This window comes from Flavobacterium ginsenosidimutans (genome assembly GCF_003254625.1).
Lineage (GTDB): Bacteria > Bacteroidota > Bacteroidia > Flavobacteriales > Flavobacteriaceae > Flavobacterium > Flavobacterium ginsenosidimutans.
Genome location: NZ_QJRJ01000081.1, coordinates 421,902 through 438,851 on the forward strand (window position 1 = coordinate 421,902; position 16,950 = coordinate 438,851).

Here is a 16,950-nt window from a genome sequence, read left to right on the forward strand (position 1 = left end):
TCAGAAAAGAAATTAAGGCTTTTTTTATACCTTTGCAGCATGATAAATCAAGATTCTATAGTTGCTTTAGCCACACCATCTGGAGCTGGAGCTATCGCCATAATTCGTATTTCGGGAGCTGAAGCTATTACAATTGGTAATTCGGTTTTTAGATCTATTAAAAACAAAGATTTAACCAAACAGAAAACGCATACGTTACATTTAGGTCATATTGTAGATGGAAGTAAAACTTTAGACGAAGTTTTAGTGTCGGTATTTAAAGGTCCAAATTCATATACAGGAGAAGATACGATCGAAATTTCGTGTCACGGATCAACTTATATTCAACAGCAGATTATTCAGCTGTTACTTCGAAATGGCTGTAGAATGGCCGATGCAGGTGAATTTACGTTAAGAGCTTTCTTAAACGGAAAATTAGATTTATCGCAAGCAGAAGCAGTTGCCGATTTGATTTCGTCAGACAATGAAGCTTCTCACCAAATTGCAATGCAGCAAATGCGAGGCGGATTCAGTAATGAAATTGCAAAATTGCGAGAAGAACTATTAAATTTTGCTTCTTTAATTGAATTAGAATTAGACTTTGCAGAAGAAGATGTAGAATTTGCAGATAGAACGCAATTTCATGAATTATTAAACCGAATTGAGTTTGTTTTAAAACGTCTTATTGATTCATTTGCTGTTGGAAATGTAATTAAAAACGGAATTCCTGTTGCGATTGTTGGTGAACCAAATGTAGGAAAATCGACTTTATTAAACGCCTTATTAAACGAAGAGCGCGCGATTGTTTCTGACATTGCGGGAACAACACGCGATACAATTGAAGACGAATTGGTAATTGGCGGAATCGGATTTAGATTTATTGATACGGCCGGAATTCGTGATACAAAAGATGTCGTAGAAAGCATTGGAATCAAGAAAACTTTCGAAAAAATTGATCAGGCTCAAGTTGTGATTTATTTATTTGATGGATTGAAATTCCAAACTTCAAGTTCTGAGTTTGTAAATGAAATTGAACAAATCAAGAATAAATACCCGCTAAAACCTCTAATTATTGTAGTAAATAAAAGAGATATCCTTTCTAATGATGAAGTAGCAAATATTACGAATCAGTTAGAAAATTTAAATGCAAAACTGCTATTAATTTCTGCGAAAGAAAAAATAGGAGTAGAAGATTTAAAAAATGAATTATTGTCTTTTGTAAATACTGGTGCACTTCGAAACAATGAAACTATTGTAACCAATACAAGACATTATGATTCATTATTAAAAGCTTTAGATGAAATTCAGAAAGTGAAATTTGGTTTAGAATCTGGACTTTCAAGTGATTTAATGGCGCTTGATATTCGTGAAGCTTTATACCAATTTGGTCTTATAACTGGTCAAGTTTCTAATGACGAATTGCTGGGGAATATATTCGCTAATTTTTGCATTGGCAAGTAGAGGGGACAAAAAAATACAAAATAAAAATAACAAAAAGAGCTAAAATGTTGGTAATTAACATTTTGGCTCTTTTTTTATTGGGTTGTTTTTTGGAATATTTGGGTGTTGTTTTGCTCAGATTTGTACCCCAGTTGTACCTCGAATTTCGAGGTACAAACAAAAATTAATGATAAGGGGAAATTTTGGCACACTTTGGCACCTTATGGCACATAATGACACATCAAAAGAGGATTTAATGGACAATGTAGGGCACATAACTAAAAAATTGAAAAATTATGAGTTCAAACATGCGAATTACAAGAATCTGCCAATTCTGCAACGAAGAATTTACGGCAAAAACGACCAAAACCAAGTTCTGCTCCCTAAAATGCTCGAGTAAGAACTATAAATTAATTACCAGGCACAAGATAGTTGATATCAGCAATAAGGAAACTGAAAGGATTCGGATGCTGGATTTTGAGGCTGTCAAAAAAAGGGAATATTTAAGCATAAATAACTGCGTCCTGTTTTTTGGAATAAGCAGAAGAACACTCTACAGAATGATCGAGAGAAAGGATGTAGAAACAGTAAAACTGGGCAGACGGAATTTTGTCAGCACAAAGAGCATCCAAGCTCTGTTTGCAGTCAATGAAGCAGCTGCAGTCAAGCCGGCTGCTGAACCTCAGATTTTAGATTTAAATGAGTGCTGTACCATAACGCAGGCACAGGAACTTTACGGCATAAGCCAGACCGGGCTGTACTTTTTAATTAAAAAGCACAGCATACGCAAGTATGCATCCGGCAAATTTACTTATGTGCAGAAAAAGGATCTGGATATTTATTTAAAAAGTATTGATCATGAATAAAAGTATTATCACACTTAGAAAGAAAGCGATTTCAGGAGGACGATTATCCTTATATCTTGATTATTATCCTCCATACTGGGATTCGAAAACGAACAGTTTCTCGAGACGAGAATTTTTGAAGCTGTATCTTTACCAGAAGCCTGCAAATCAGTACGAGAAAGCCGCTAATGCTGAGAATCTCCACACTGCTGAACTTATAAGGGCAAGAAAACAGAATGAAATCAATAAAAGTGAAATCTATTCTGCATTTGAGAAAGAACAATTAGCAATACAGGAGGTTGGAAGGGAATCTTTTCTTGAGTATTATAAAAAATTAGGCGCCAAAAAAGTCGGCAACAATCTGTCAATCTGGACCTGTGCTATTACCCATTTTGAAGCCTTCCTAAAAGGGAAGGATCTAGCATTTAATGAGGTGACGGTTTCTTTAATTGAAGATTTCAGGGATTATCTTTTAAAAGCTAAAAGCTTGAGAAAGAATAAAAAGCAGCTGTCACGAAATACAGCCCTTTCCTATTATAACAAGATTAAGACAACCCTGAAGGCTGCTTATAGAGAGGATAAGCTGAAAACGGATATCAATGCCAAGATAGGATCAATAAAGGAAATGGAATCACAGCGGAATTTTATGACTCTTGAAGAAACGCGCACGCTTTTTGCAACACCCTGCCCTAATCTGACTGTACGTAAGATTTCAATGTTTTCGGTTCTTACAGGTGTAAGATATTCCGATATTGCCAAGCTGACCTGGTCCGAACTGCATTACATTGAGAATGACGGCCATTATATCATATTCAGGCAGAAGAAAACGGAAGGGGCAGTGTCCATTCCTATTTCTGATGAGGCTTTTGAGCTTTTGGGAAAGAGAAAAGGAGAAAATGAGAAGGTATTTAAAGGTTTAAACAAATGGGATGTTGACCGCGCGCTTCCGGTATGGGTGGCACTATCAGGAATAAGCAAGCATATTACTTTCCACTGCTTTAGGCATACTTATGCCACATTGCAGCTGACAGCAGGAACAGATATTTTTACCATTTCAAAAATGCTTGGGCATAAGAGCGTAAAAACGACCCAGATTTATGCAAAAGTGATTGATCAGAAGAAAAGAGACGCTGCTAACAGAATTTCCATCCAATAAATTGAAAGTGCTTATGAAATTTGAACGCCTCCTTTTTGCAAGTGAGGCGTTTTTTAGTTATGCGGTAAAGAACAGACAGATAAGCTAAGCTTCACTAGTATTGGAAGTCTGTGGATACAGAAAGAGTTTTCCAGTCCGACATCTCCTGATTCAGCTGCTCGATCTTATTTTTTGCCCTGTTGAAAGAATCGCTACCTAAAAATAAGTTTACTGGAGGGTTCTGGCTCGCGGCCAGCTGTAAAAAAACATCTGCGATCTGGTCGGGATTTCCTAGCTGCATGCCGTCCATGCTGTTCATTTTCTCATGATATTCGCGCAGATATCCATACTCCTGCATCTGGTTTTTATTGTAGGCGATTGAATCAGGTTTTGCAAAATTTGTCCTGAACCAGCCCGGCAAAACATTTGTGACATGCAGTCCAAGGGGTTTTAGATCATTTGCGAGCGCTTCGGACAATCCGCTTAGTGCAGATTTTGCTGCGCAGTACACTGGCCATCCCAATCCCGGTGCGAAACCCGCTATTGAGGAAATGTTAATGATATGCCCTGAACGCTGTTCCCTGAGGTAGGGCAGTGCATTTTGGATGACCCTTACGGCAGCAAAAAAATTCACCTCGAAATTTTCTGCCATTTCTTCAGAGGTAATTTCTTCCAGTGCGCCTCCTAAACCATAACCTGCATTATTCACAATTACATCTGCCCGGCCAAACTTTTCAATTGTTTTTTTTAACGAAAGCGCAATAGACCGTTCGCTTTTTAAATCGACCTCCAATGCCAGAAACCTGTCTCCATATTCTTCGAACTGCTCCAATGCGTCCGCCGTTCTTGAAGTGGCCGCAACGCTGTGGCCTTTAGACAGCAGCTGTTTTGTTATCGCCCTTCCCATGCCTTTAGAAGCTCCCGTAATATACCATACTTTAGTTGTGCTCATAATTTTTTATTTTGAGGCAAAGTTATGGCCGATATTCAGCGCAGTTTTGTTAAAACAGAACCATTTTTTGTCAAATTCAAACCTTTCTGATAGAAGAGGGATTGGTATTTGTCTGCTTCTTGAAAAAGTTGTTAAAATGCGCCTGGTCTTCAAAACCCAGAGCATAACTAATTTCTCCGATACTCCAATCAGTATATTTAAGCAGGGCTTTTGCTTCGGCCGCAAGCCTTTCGAAAATATGATCTGTAGTAGTGCGTCCCGTAGTTTTTTTGATTGCCCGATTGAGATAATTGACATGAACAGAAAGCTTGTCGGCTATGGCTTTGGGAGATCTCAGGGTAAAACGCTGGGAAGCAGATTCAATAGGGAACTGCCTCTCAAGAAGCTCCATAAATGCAGATGTAATTCTGGAGCCGGCGTCAATATGCCCTAAAATTTCACTGGCAGGCCGCAGCTGCAGCGCCAGATAAATCAGCTCACTGACATAGCTTTTAATCAATTCAAACTTATAGATATAATCCTTTTCAAAGGCTGCAATTACCTTTTCAAAAATGGCACCGATCTCTGCATGCTGCTGGTCACTGAGTTTGAAAACGGGATAAAATCCAACGGAAAAAAGGGGGAGCTCGCTTAGATTGATACGAAAGCTTTCCTGGAAAAAATCTTCTTTGAATACGCAAAAGCATCCTGTGGTTTCCGGTTCAAGCGAATCGTAAGTGTATGGCACCCTAGGATTGAAAAACAGGAGCGTACTGCCCTCAACGCTTATGGTCCGATCGCCGTAATGAAAATTATTAGTGCCCGAATACAGCATGATTTTAAAAAAATCCCTGCGGATATACGAGGCGGAAACTGTATTGGACTGAATGCGGTCTTCAATTCTAAAAACATTAAACTGTCCAGCGTGTCTGGCCAGATTCTGTGATAGACCGCTGAATTTATGCCCGTAAAATTCTTCGAGCGATTCTGCTGATTTTACCATATGCGAATGTATTTTGCAAATTTCAAACTTTTTGCTGTAAAACCGGCTTCTTTTGCGGACTTTTAAGTTTTATTTTAAGCCAAGAAAGCCATGTGCTGGAAAATAAGCCTGGAAGCGCGGATCCATAGGCTTTGGAGGGCCCTGTCTTTTTAACATTTATGCGGTGGCAGGCTTTAATCAAATTATGTATATTTGGTTTGACCAAACAGCAAACCAGCAGATCTTTCACAATGGAAAAAGCGATACAATTAAAAGTGAGAAAAGATTTGGATGCCCGCCAGCAGCATACCGTTCTAAAGCTTAAAGGCAGCCTGATATCAAAAGGCTATACCGAGATTATTCATATAGTGGATCAGGATGAAGAATTTCATATCAATACTTTTGAAACTTCTTCTGAAAAGCGAAATGAAGTGCAGGAGTATATAGCCGCTTTTATCAATCAGGAGAACCTAGCGGACACAATCACACTTAAATAACAATGATTCCTTTGAATGCGCTTTCACATAAGAGGATAGAGGCATTATGCTTTATAAAATCAGTTTTAAATTCTCTGCTCTAATGGGCATCATATAGCAGAACAGAAAAATCCTTTAAAGGCATGAACATTTAAATGGGACCGGACCAGTATATCAGACTCTCACAGCTCAATGACCAGATCCAGGATGCGATCAATGCCCGATTTAAGGGCCAGACGTACTGGATAGTGGCCGATATCACCAATCATTCCTTTAAGGCTGACAAGAAGATCCATTATTTTGAGCTGGTGGAGAAATCAGAAAAAGACAGCACCATTACAGCGAAGATTATGGGCAAGTCCTGGGGAACTGGGGCGCTGCGGATACTTGATTTTGAAATCGCAACCGGACAGCGCTTCACCAACAATCTTCATGTGCTGGTGCAGGTCAGCGTAGACTTCCATCCGCTTTACGGACTATCTGTAAACCTGCTGGATATCGACAGTAATTTTATGCTTGGCATTCTGGAACAGCAGCGTAATGCCACCCTGGCAAGACTGGTCAGGGAAAATGGCTATATCTGGAAAGAAGGCGAGCAGTATTCTACGCTGAACAGCCGTCTTAAGCTTCCTGCGGTAATTCAGAAGATTGCGGTAATCTCTTCCAGCAGCTCTGCCGGAAATGAGGATTTCCGCCATACGATGGTCCATAATGATTTTGGCTATGCATTCCAGATTGATGATTACCATACTGTCGTGCAGGGAGACAATAATGCAAAACTCTTTCTGAATAAGCTTATTGATGTCTATAATACCGGAATCCCTTATGACGCCATTGTTATTGCAAGAGGGGGAGGTTCGCAGTCCGATTTTCTGATTTTTGACAATTACGGTATCGGCAGGGCGGTGGCGAAGTTTCCCATTCCGGTCATTACAGGAATAGGACACCAGAAAAACGTCAGCATCACCGATCTTATGGCGCACACCAGCACTAAGACCCCTACCAAGGCCGCGGAATTCATCATTGCGCATAACCGCAGCTTTGAAGAAGGCATACTCGCATTGCAGCGGACTATTGTGATCAGATCGCAGCAGCTGTTTCTCGGACATTACAGGGAACTCAGCCAGCTGAAAAATGCTGTTTCCTATAATGCAAAAGCACTGGCTGAAAACCATAAGAAGCAGCTCGAGAGGACCAGAGAGCAGCTTGCCAGAAATTCAAGGGCAGTGCTGCATGAAAACCAGAAAAGACTGCTTGTTGCCGCCCAGCAGACCCTTCAGCGCCCGAAGATGATTCTGGCGGAGCGAAAAGGAGAACTCGTTCAGTTGAGAAATGCCATTAAAACATTCAGTAATTCTTATCTTCGCAGAGAGGAGCTTACGCTGGAGCATCATCAGAAGACCTTAAAAATAATGTCGCCGCAGAATATCCTTAGAAAAGGGTATGCGATTGTCAGAGTAAATAATGCCATTGCCAGCAGTGGCGAGAACATAGAGCAGGGGGACGATATAGAAGTGATCCTGAAAGACACCAGACTGATAAGCACCGTTAAAGAAAAAATACAATACAATGGAAGAGAACCTGACTTATGAAAAGGCTTTTGCCGAACTAAGCGCTATTTCAAAAGAAATTGAAAATGAGACCATTTCGGTGGACGAGCTGGCAGCGAAGGTAAAAAGAGCTTCAGAGCTCATTGAGTTCTGCCAGGCCAAACTCAAAGCTACCGAAGCCGAGGTGGGTAAAATCATCAGCAGCATGGAGAATCCTAAAGAATAAAATGTCGTTCCTTATACTAAAATCAAGATTTACGGCGTTATAAGGTAAATTATACTCCGACAAAACGGATGCCTCTGCTGAAAAGTTTCAGGCGTTCCTTATTTATATGCCGATACAAGACAAAGCCCATTGCTTCAGATGAACAATGGGCTTTTGTATTCAAGCAAGTGAATTAAGTTTTTTAGGCAGGGGTATTGCGATACTCGTTTTGCTACACGATTTTTTACCGTTCTTCCTGATTTTCGAGAGTATTTTTATCATATAAAAATTTCTGGGCATTCTGATTGGCTACCGCGTCAGTCTGTTCTGTCTGACCCGCAAATTTCCGCCAGGCATTGGTGTTTCCTTTCATCAGCAGAAAACAGAATTCTAAATGTAAAAAATATGTGGCAAAATATGTTATTGTTTTGATAATATTCAGTATTTTGTGAGATCAGCAGTATTTCCTACAAAAAGAAAAGCTACCTTTATGATCTAGTAACCGCTCGACGGATATAATTCGATTATTTATCGATTTTCAGCTGCCTGTATATTCCGGTGTATGGCCTTTGCAGATTTTTAGATTCTTGTCTTCTGCAACTGCATAAAATATTAGGCCATGTTACAGCAAAAGAAGCCACTCAAAGCCATTTATTTGGCTAATGATGATGCAGATGAGAGAATGCTCTTTCTCAGTGCCATGGAGGAGCTCGGCCTTCCTGTAATCGCAAAGGCTTACGAAGACGGACAGGAGCTGCTCAATATGCTTTATTAGGAGACGGCCAGCTTGCCGGAAATGATTTTTTTGGACATCCATATGCCCGTTAAAAATGGTTTTGAATGTCTGGAAGAAATCCGAAATGCCGAGGAGCCGTTAAGCTGCATAAAAGTGATCATCCTTTCCACGAGCAGCAGTCCTCAAGATATAGATCTATCCTATAAAATGGGTGCCGATTTTTACGCGATCAGGCCCTCCAGTTATAAGGAGCTTAAAGATCTGCTGCAGGACATATTGGCAATAGACTGGAGCGTGACAGCCGGAAGAAATAAAACAAAGTTTCTTCTTTTCTAAGCCCGTAAAATCAGATGTTAAATGACAGCCCAGCCGGTCAATATTTTTTTTTTGCTTTCGGAATTTTTAGTCCGTTTTTTTGTTTGGCGCTGTTTTTAATTAGGATTTTTTCTTACTATTTATAGCTGGCGGCTGCATCAGGGATAACCCTCGCTGGCGTGCAGGCCAATCTTCTATGGCTTGGAGCGTTTTGCAATTAATAGATCTATACGGCGTCGGCTTCAGTAGGAGCTGCCGCGGGATTTTCTTCAATTTGCGTGTCTTCAGCAGTTTCTGGAGAGTTCGCTTCGGCCACAATTTCTTGTTCAGCCGCCTGCAGCTGGACTGTTTTTTTCATGAGAATATAAAAATCCCTCAGATGCCACCATGCTGGACAGCGGTCTAGGGGACCGTTAAAGTTTTTGATGCCGATATAGCAGCTCTTAAGGAAAACCTGCGTATCGGTGATCTTTGCCCATTCTGTCCAGGCTACTTCTCTAGGCGGAGGATTGTTCTCAAAATGCCGTTTAATGTCTTCGTAATTCATGCTGCAAAAATAATTGAAAACTATACATCAGGCAAGGCGGACTGCGGTTTTACAGGATGTTTGGCGATTGTTTTTCATACCGTTCCAGCACTGTTCTATCATTCAGGCATTTGCTTCTGGCCTGCATGCTGGAATTGATGTAAGCGCTGTGCACGGTGCTGCTATCCGTATGCACAGATCCTTTTGTTCTTGAAATGGGAGGCAGCCGCTGCGGGTAGCGCATTATCGTTTAATCCCATCACAAAGTTCGGGCTGGAGCCGGCGGTTCGCCGCAAAAAATTCCCCCATAAATGCAGGACATCCGTCCTGCTTTATTGCGTTGCTTTCTGCGCTCGCTGGCCTCTGCCCGATGCAGGTGCTGCTATTAACCTTAAATCTGCAGCATCATGAAGACAGAAGAAAACAAAAGCTGGAAAACCGTTTCAGAAATCGATCTGGTCTACAGGACAAAAGTTAAAAATTCCGAGAGACCCCATATTACATCCTCCAGATATGCATATAATCTTATAAAGGACTGCTGGGATCCGGGCAAGATTGAATTTCTTGAGCAGTTCAAGGTTCTGCTGCTCAACCAGTCCAATAAAGTGCTCGGAATTTATGAAGCTTCTTCAGGAGGCATCACGGGAACCGTGGTGGATATCAGACTGCTGTTTGCGGCAGCGCTTAAAGCAGGTGCAGTAGGCCTGATTATCACGCACAACCATCCCTCAGGGTCGCTGCTGCCTTCAAACCCTGACCGATACATCACCGCAAAGATAGCACAGGCAGGAGAGCTGCTGGATATCAAGCTGCTGGATCATCTGATCATTACAGAAGAGAGCTATTATTCCTTTGCAGATGAAGGCGCTTTATAGCGCCTTTTTCTGTTTTTTATTCTTTTAGGAAAAGTTCCAGAGTTCTGGCTTGGCAGAGCTTAGAATCCTGCAATCTTATTGGAAGATTCTGCAAGCTTTTGGATTTTTATTCCCGTAATTTTGATTTTATATTAATAGCGATGCTGCACAATCAGCCAGAAAAAGCACAGGGGACCGGCGGGGTTCGTCTGGAGGTTCTGTACAATGATTTAGTTAGTTAGCGCATACCATTTCAGGCACCCGCCGGCTGCCGAATAGCTCCCTGTTTTTTTAGGGAGTTTTTCGTTTATTGATATAGGCAGGCCTTAGAGCAGATGCTATAAATGTATGGTCAGTGCATCTTCGGTATCCAGTATTCTATAATCGGCAGACTGCCTGTTAAAGAATATGATCTTGCTGTCGTACAATTGATAGTGCCTATAGATAGGCTCTACCATGATTTCGTTTTTGGAATTGATGAGTCCCCAGAGCCCATCCTTGACATACCATGCCCCATCTTCCTGTTCGCCCTGGTAATAATACATCAGCCCTGAAGGGTTGATTAAAAATAGATCATCCTTAAGCGTCTGTCCGATCCAGCTGTATTCAAAAGGGATGATAAGGCTTCCGTCATGGTCAAATGCACCCCATTTTCCGCCGTCCAGCGTATAGTAGCATTCGGAACCTTCCGCTTCTTTCGCCTCATAGTCACGGCCCACTTCCGCGTTTCTTTCTTCGTAAGCCAGAATAAACTTTTCGCCTTTAAAAATCAGATCATAAAGCGGGGGGATTATAGTTTTAAAGTTCTGGTCCAGAAGCCCCTGTCTGCCAATCATAAAAGTCGGATCCACATAATCGCTGCAGAAGCTTCCGATATCATAAACCGTATAGAAGGATGGGCTGTTGGCAAAATTGACCAGCCCGTATTCAAGGGTATTGAGCAGCATGCCGTTCTGGTCGAAGATCCTGTAAATGCTGCTTTCTTCTTCTTCTTTATTGATCTGTTCCCTGGCTTTGAAAATTTTTAGGGTTTTATTGTATTCAATTTCCCTGAACTTTAGAGGGATGATTATTTCAAATCTTGAATTGAGTATGCCCGCATAATCGTCAATAGTGGCCAGAAAGCTGTCATCATTGATGTCTAGCAGGGAATCGTATTGGGCGGGAAGCAGGACCTCAAAGTTTTCATCCAGCACTCCCTTTCTGGTGGTATTATAGCCATCAGGCCTGTCTCTCAGCTCGCTGAAGAAAAGGATATTTCTTTTCGTATTGGACTGGTAGACCGAGTGGTATTTATGGGTGTCAATAAGAACTTCTGCAGTCTGCGAAACTTTCAGCGCTCTTGTTTTATTTCCCTGATCATTATAAATATTAAGGACAGCGAATCCTCTTGTATCGCGAAATCCAAAGAACTCTCCGTATTTCAGGTTCAGCCTGCTGCAGATGAGATAAAAAAGATCTCTGGTCTGCTGCATTTCAGCCTGTCTTTCTTCAAATCCTTTTAGTTCTTCGGAGGTCATATATTAAATGTTAGCTGTTCAAAAATAGCATAAAAAGAAATATGGATTTAAGCTGCGCATAAACAAAAATGAATCATGCTTGGAATAGCAAAAAAGCCGTTAGAAATTTCATGCTAACGGCTTTTTCTTTCTGTTCTCTACTGTTTTTTTTCTGCTCCGAGGCGGGCAAGCTTTTCATTGAGTTCGGTAAGTCCGGCCCTGCTCAGGCAGTCTTTGGAAAGCTGTCTCATTTCTTCAATGTTCTCCTCTGGGGCGCGCTGCAGCAGCACCGAAGGGCCGCTGCCATTTTGAATCAGGCCGCGTGCGATCGCATGGTGGAGCAGCAGCACATTTTTTCGTGAAATCTTCAGATCAATCCTCACCGGTTCATTCATGCCAGGGATACTCAGTATGGTATCAAAAACCTGGGCAGCTTCATTTTCTGTCAGCATAATTCAACGTTTTTAAATTAATAATCAGCTCCTGTAAAGATAGGCAGATGCCTTAAAAGCAGCCTATTCAAAATATGGACACGATGGTAGGGATCGCTCTGCCTTTCATAACTTCGGGCAGGATTTATTTCTGGTGGCAGTGATGCCAAATGCTTCTATAGGGATTGAAGACTGCCCGCCTTGCTGCAGTCGGCCAGATGTCCGTTTGTTAAACAAACGAATCTGGCGGCCTTTCTGCTCGGAACTCGCGGGCAGCTGAAGCCTGAAGGGAAAGCATTTTAACGCTTAAAAAAAATGGAAGAAAAGAAGATGAAAAAAGAAATTTTAAACAGGACCCGCATCGCTGCGGTCAGATTTACAGCGGCAGAATATGCGGCGCTTGAAAGAAGATTCAAGGCCACCACATGCAGGCAGATGAGCGAATACCTCAGAAAATGCCTTCTAAACAGACCTGTAACGGTGAAGCACCGCGATGCCTCACTTGATGAATTCATGCTCGAATTTATACGGCTCCGAAAAGAGCTCAGCGCTCTTGGAAATAACTTTAACCAGAGCGTTAAAAAGCTGCACACCCTGCAGCAGATCCCTGAGTTCAGGCAGTGGATTTTAGAGACTGGGCTGCAGCGCGATCGGCTCCTTTTTCAGGTGTCGCAGATCCAGAATCTTGCTGCTAAAATAAGCGGGAAATGGTTGCAGTCATAAAGACGGGGCATTCGCTGCACCGCATCTTCAGCTACAATGAAAATAAGGTTCAAGATGGCCAGGCAAAATGCATCGGGGAAGGAAATTATCCTGCTGCAGCTGAAGACCTCTCCAGGGCTATGAAACTCAACAGGCTCCTGCATCAGGCGGCCCTGAATGGGAACGTGAAAAGAAGCAGCGTCCATATCTCGCTGAACTTTCATCCTTCCGAAAATCATTCTAAAGAAAAGCTCATGGAAATAGCTGATATCTATATGGAAAAAATAGGTTTTGGACAGCAGCCCTATCTGGTGTATGAGCATTTTGATGCGGGGCATCCGCACATCCATCTGGTGTCGGTTAAAATAAAGGAGGACGGTTCGAGAATCGACATGCAGAACATCGGGAGAAACCAGTCTGAAAAGGCGAGAAAAGAAATTGAAAAATCCTTTAATCTGGTGAGGGCAGAAGGACAGGAAAGAGCAGCTGTCCTATCGCTGAAACCCGTGCCTGCAGGCAGAGCGGCCTATGGAAAAATGGAATCCAAAAAAGCCATATCAAGTGTGCTGCAGCAGGTGCTTTACAATTATAGATACGCATCGCTTGCAGAGCTCAACGCGGTGCTGCAGCTCTACAATATAAAGGCGGATCGGGGCAGCGAAGATTCTAGGGTTTTCAAGTCGGGTGGGCTTGTATACCGCATACTGGATAAGGAGGGGAAGCCTGCTGGAGTTCCCATCAAGGCAAGCGATTTTGCGATCAAGCCGACCCTTGCTTTTTTAGAGAAGAGATTTGCTTTAAATGCGTCAGAAAACGCGTTTGAAAAGAAGCGGATCCGCAATGCGGTGGACACTGCTTTTCTGCAGAAAGATATGGATTTTGAAAAGCTTTTTCCAATGCTGGGGAAAGAAGGGATCCATGCCGTGCTGCGGCGCAGCAATGCCGGAAAGCTTTATGGAATCACCTATGTGGATCATGTGACCAAATGTGTTCTAAATGGAAGCGCTCTGGGTAAAAGCTACAGTGCCAAAGGCATGCTGGAGCGCTGCGGCGGCTGTGTGAAAATGGAAGGCGGTGCAGCGCATAAAACCAGCTTGAAGAATGTGAAAGCCGAGCCACAAGAAATGTCCTTTAAAAACCTTTGCGCAAGCGCGGCCGAGCCTATCGCAGCCCAAGAATTGCAGAGGCTTTTAAAGCCTGAATGGCAGCCGGACTATGCTCCTGCAGCATTCAAAAGAAAACGCGGGAAAAGAAAAGGAAAAAGACGTTCAAATCTGAATTAATCCAAATTATTAACGGTAAAATCGGGCAGCTATGCAGACAGGAGAGAATGAACAGGCGCTGAGAAAAATACTTGATATGACAAGGCTGATGAGCATCGTTTTACTGATGCTGCATTTTTATTACTGCTGCTACGGGGCATTCCGTTTCTGGGAGATGACAGGAGCTTTTGGGGATAAAATTTTAGATTCGGTCTTTAAGACGGGGCTGTTTGGCAGATTCCACACTTCCAAACTTATTTCGCTGGGGCTTTTAGTGATTTCCCTATTAGGGGCAAAGGGAAGAAAGGAGGAAAAGCTGCAGCTTAAAACCGCTTTTTATTATGCTGCTTTAGGGCTGGCTTTGTATTTTTTAAGCGGTCTTGTGCTGCTTTTTGGCGGTGCTGTTCCAGCTAATGCGGTGCTGTATATGATTGTTACGGTTTTGGGATATCTGCTGCTGCTTTCGGGTGGCACGCTGCTGTCCAGAATTATTAAAAACAGGCTGTCTGCCACAGATATTTTCAACAGCGAGAATGAAACCTTTCCGCAGGAGGAACGGCTGCTGGAGAATGAATATTCGATCAATCTTCCTGCGCAGTATTATCTAAAGGATAAGCTGCGCAGCAGCTGGATCAACATCATCAATCCTTTTCGGGGGCTGCTGGTTTTAGGCACGCCGGGTTCGGGCAAATCCTACTTTGTCATCCGCCATGTGATCACCCAGCATATTGCCAAAGGCTTCAGCATGTTTGTCTATGATTTCAAATACGATGACCTTTCCAGGATTGTCTACAATACCTTTGAAAAGTATAAGCATGTCTATAAGGTGATGCCCAAATGCTACTTCATTAATTTTGACAGCATCATGCACCGCTGCAATCCTCTGGATCCGCAGAGCATGGAAGATATTACCGATGCTTCGGAGTCTGCAAGGACTATCCTGCTGGGGCTAAACCGGGAGTGGATCAGGCGTCAGGGGGACTTTTTTGTCGAGTCGCCGATCAACTTTTTATCGGCCGTAATCTGGTATCTCAGAAGATACAATGACGGGGAGTTCTGCACGCTTCCCCATGTCATTGAGCTCATGCAGATCGATTACGACAGCCTCTTTACCCTGCTGCGGACAGACAGGGAAATCGAGGTACTCATCAACCCCTTTGTCAATGCCTACCTCAATGATGCCATGGACCAGCTGGAGGGTCAGATCGCATCGGCTAAAATAGCCATGGCAAGGCTTTCGTCGCCACAGCTTTATTATGTGCTTTCGGGAAATGATTTTACCTTGGACATCAATAATCCCGAGGAGCCTAAGATTGTCTGCATGGGAAACAACCCGCAGAAGATACAGATCTATGGAGCAGTTTTGTCGCTTTATGTGAACCGTCTGGTAAAGCTGGTCAACAAAAAAGGAAAGCTCAAATCCAGCCTTATTTTTGATGAGTTTCCGACAATCTATCTCAACAATATGGACAGCCTGATTGCCACGGCGAGAAGCAATAAAGTTTCAACCTGTCTGGGGGTGCAGGACTTCAGCCAGCTCAGAAAAGATTATGGGCGCGAACAGGCTGATGTGATTCTGAATATCACCGGAAATATCATCTCGGGACAGGTCACGGGGGATACCGCCAAACAGTTGTCAGAGCGCTTCGGGAAGATCATGCAGGACCGCGAGAGCATTTCCATCAACAGCGCCGATACCTCCATCAGCCGTTCCAGACAATTGGAAGCTGCTGTGCCGCCCTCTAAGATAGCCTCTTTAAGCTCTGGGGAGTTTGTGGGCATGGTAGCGGATAATCCGGACTGCAAGATTGCATTGAAAACATTTCATTCTGAAATCTTAAATAACCATGAAGCTATACGGAAAGAGGAGGAAGGCTATAAAGAGATACCCGCAGTAAGAAGGCTGGATAATGCGATGGTTCAGCAGAACTTCAGCCAGATCAGACGCGATGTGCAGGAGATTATCCACACTGAGATGCAGAGGCTTTTGAATGATCCGGCGCTGGCGCATCTGATTGTGGCTAAGAAGAAATGAGCTCTGTTATAAATAATTTCTCTTTTACGATAATAGATTCTGAATCAAATTTCTTTCCTCCTCTTCATTATTTCGGCGTTTATTAACTGCTATCCGACTATAAAATACAGATATGCCTGCGAACCATATTTTTCGTATCGCTTCTAAAACTCCGAAATCGCATATAATATCAAACTGTTTTATAAAGCTTGATTTAAAATTCCGGACAGCTTTCATGCGCTGCCCAATTAAACGGGCGCGAACTCTTTTATGCAAATGGCACTTTAGCTTTTTGTCTAAAACTAGAGCAGCTTCATTTTATTTAATGCTTAGTCGTAACAGGGATTCTGAAATGTTAAATTTTTTAAGTTTTTGTTTTGATGAGGTCAGTAAAAGTGGGTATTTCTATTTTTTTTGATTTTTTTTTGAATAAAATTGTCGCAAATATGGGAAACCGTAAGGATTTGAAAAAGATGGTTTTTAAGTTTGTTCTTACAATAATTCAAAAAATAATGAAATATAGAGGTTTCATTATATGAGGCTGGAAGAAAATAATACCTAGTTAGTTTCTTTTCGGACTCGTTTTGTGATAGTGGAGCCTTTAGCAGTTTAAGTGCATGTAATCAGATAAAAACTATAATTATGAAAAAAGGAAAGAGATCCGCGCCTACTTAAAATTATTATACAATTGTGCCAATACCGGTAAAAGAATCATATCCTATTTGCTGCTGGCCTAAGCTCTCCTTCTCGAATCTTCAGGAGATGCCTTTTTTACATTTTTTACTTTTTTAATTATTTTATAACACTAAACAACTATGAAAAAAATTAAGCAGAATAAAAAAACTTTAAAACTTGATAAAAAGCAGATTACAAATTTAAGTGCGGATCAAATGGAAATGATTAAGGGAGGCAAGCAGCAGGATCAGCCACAGGTGACTGTAACAGTTGATTTAACTGATACGGGAGGAAGCCTTTTATGCACACTTAGCTTATAGATAGCAGAAGTCTATCTGAATGATTTTTTAGGAACTCTGCGATTTATTCAAAGAGTTCCTTACTGATGGAAAT

18 protein-coding genes are annotated in these 16,950 nt (G+C 42.1%); 13 read left to right on the forward strand and 5 right to left on the reverse strand.

All coding sequences use genetic code 11. The features are described from left to right. The first annotated feature begins 39 nt into the window (after positions 1-39). The 3 genes from mnmE (at position 40) to DM444_RS19815 (ending at position 3,420) form a co-directional block, all read left to right on the forward strand. Positions 40-1,440 carry a tRNA uridine-5-carboxymethylaminomethyl(34) synthesis GTPase MnmE gene (gene mnmE / locus DM444_RS19805; protein WP_111289849.1) on the forward strand — a complete coding sequence of 467 codons (1,401 nt, stop codon included), beginning with the start codon at positions 40-42 and terminating at the stop codon, positions 1,438-1,440. Between the two features lie 275 nt (positions 1,441-1,715). Next, positions 1,716-2,285: a helix-turn-helix domain-containing protein gene (locus tag DM444_RS19810; protein WP_111289851.1), complete on the forward strand. Its 570-nt coding sequence runs from the start codon at positions 1,716-1,718 to the stop codon at positions 2,283-2,285. Then, positions 2,278-3,420, forward strand: coding sequence for a site-specific integrase (locus tag DM444_RS19815; RefSeq protein ID WP_111289853.1), 1,143 nt, complete (start codon positions 2,278-2,280; stop codon positions 3,418-3,420). The genes DM444_RS19810 and DM444_RS19815 overlap by 8 nt, the downstream gene beginning before the upstream one ends. A 94-nt stretch (positions 3,421-3,514) precedes the next feature. On the opposite strand, the gene DM444_RS19820 is transcribed toward DM444_RS19815, so the two are convergent. Together DM444_RS19820 and DM444_RS19825 are read right to left on the reverse strand one after the other, a co-directional pair. Beyond that, a complete protein-coding gene (locus DM444_RS19820) occupies positions 3,515-4,351 on the reverse strand; it encodes an SDR family NAD(P)-dependent oxidoreductase (RefSeq protein ID WP_111289855.1) in 837 nt (278 codons plus the stop codon). 76 nt (positions 4,352-4,427) lie between these two features. Next, positions 4,428-5,333 carry a helix-turn-helix domain-containing protein gene (locus DM444_RS19825; protein ID WP_111289857.1) on the reverse strand — a complete coding sequence of 302 codons (906 nt, stop codon included), beginning with the start codon at positions 5,331-5,333 and terminating at the stop codon, positions 4,428-4,430. A gap of 230 nt (positions 5,334-5,563) precedes the next feature. Between DM444_RS19825 and DM444_RS19830 the strand changes: the two genes are divergently transcribed. The 5 genes from DM444_RS19830 (at position 5,564) to DM444_RS23915 (ending at position 8,615) form a co-directional block, all read left to right on the forward strand. After that, complete coding sequence (locus DM444_RS19830) at positions 5,564-5,809, forward strand: hypothetical protein (RefSeq protein WP_111290159.1); 246 nt, start codon at positions 5,564-5,566, stop codon at positions 5,807-5,809. Between the two features lie 134 nt (positions 5,810-5,943). After that, positions 5,944-7,380, forward strand: coding sequence for an exodeoxyribonuclease VII large subunit (gene xseA, locus DM444_RS19835; protein WP_111289859.1), 1,437 nt, complete (start codon positions 5,944-5,946; stop codon positions 7,378-7,380). Continuing rightward, positions 7,358-7,564, forward strand: coding sequence for an exodeoxyribonuclease VII small subunit (gene xseB, locus DM444_RS19840; protein ID WP_111289861.1), 207 nt, complete (start codon positions 7,358-7,360; stop codon positions 7,562-7,564). Before xseA ends, xseB begins: the two co-directional genes overlap by 23 nt. 598 nt (positions 7,565-8,162) lie before the next feature. Beyond that, entirely contained in the window at positions 8,163-8,318 is a 156-nt protein-coding gene (locus tag DM444_RS23910; protein ID WP_239455736.1) for a hypothetical protein, read from the forward strand. Positions 8,319-8,339: 21 nt separating this feature from the next. Beyond that, positions 8,340-8,615 (forward strand): response regulator, encoded by a 276-nt coding sequence (locus DM444_RS23915; protein WP_262510515.1) that lies wholly within the window; start codon positions 8,340-8,342, stop codon positions 8,613-8,615. A gap of 205 nt (positions 8,616-8,820) precedes the next feature. Here DM444_RS23915 and DM444_RS19850 read toward each other — a convergent pair whose 3' ends face one another. After that, on the reverse strand, positions 8,821-9,141 hold the full coding sequence (locus DM444_RS19850; RefSeq protein ID WP_111289863.1) for a DUF6965 family protein: 321 nt from the start codon (positions 9,139-9,141) through the stop codon (positions 8,821-8,823). A 383-nt stretch (positions 9,142-9,524) separates the two neighbouring features. Between DM444_RS19850 and DM444_RS19860 the strand changes: the two genes are divergently transcribed. Then, positions 9,525-9,995 (forward strand): JAB domain-containing protein, encoded by a 471-nt coding sequence (locus DM444_RS19860; protein WP_394364531.1) that lies wholly within the window; start codon positions 9,525-9,527, stop codon positions 9,993-9,995. A gap of 317 nt (positions 9,996-10,312) precedes the next feature. Here the strand turns inward: DM444_RS19860 and DM444_RS19865 are convergent, their stop codons facing one another. Both DM444_RS19865 and DM444_RS19870 read right to left on the reverse strand, forming a co-directional pair. After that, entirely contained in the window at positions 10,313-11,494 is a 1,182-nt protein-coding gene (locus DM444_RS19865; protein ID WP_111289869.1) for a WG repeat-containing protein, read from the reverse strand. Between the two features lie 137 nt (positions 11,495-11,631). Continuing rightward, positions 11,632-11,925: a hypothetical protein gene (locus tag DM444_RS19870; protein WP_111289871.1), complete on the reverse strand. Its 294-nt coding sequence runs from the start codon at positions 11,923-11,925 to the stop codon at positions 11,632-11,634. 294 nt (positions 11,926-12,219) lie between these two features. Between DM444_RS19870 and DM444_RS19875 the strand changes: the two genes are divergently transcribed. From DM444_RS19875 to DM444_RS19895, 4 genes are all read left to right on the forward strand, one after another. After that, positions 12,220-12,627: a plasmid mobilization protein gene (locus DM444_RS19875; RefSeq protein ID WP_239455737.1), complete on the forward strand. Its 408-nt coding sequence runs from the start codon at positions 12,220-12,222 to the stop codon at positions 12,625-12,627. Continuing rightward, positions 12,612-13,889 (forward strand): relaxase/mobilization nuclease domain-containing protein, encoded by a 1,278-nt coding sequence (locus tag DM444_RS19880; RefSeq protein ID WP_111289873.1) that lies wholly within the window; start codon positions 12,612-12,614, stop codon positions 13,887-13,889. Before DM444_RS19875 ends, DM444_RS19880 begins: the two co-directional genes overlap by 16 nt. A gap of 31 nt (positions 13,890-13,920) precedes the next feature. Continuing rightward, the gene (gene mobC, locus DM444_RS19885) at positions 13,921-15,903 is read left to right on the forward strand and encodes a conjugal transfer protein MobC (RefSeq protein ID WP_111289875.1); all 1,983 of its coding nucleotides are present in this window, start codon (positions 13,921-13,923) and stop codon (positions 15,901-15,903) included. A gap of 794 nt (positions 15,904-16,697) precedes the next feature. After that, positions 16,698-16,877: a class I lanthipeptide gene (locus tag DM444_RS19895; protein WP_111289879.1), complete on the forward strand. Its 180-nt coding sequence runs from the start codon at positions 16,698-16,700 to the stop codon at positions 16,875-16,877. Positions 16,878-16,950: the final 73 nt, after the last annotated feature.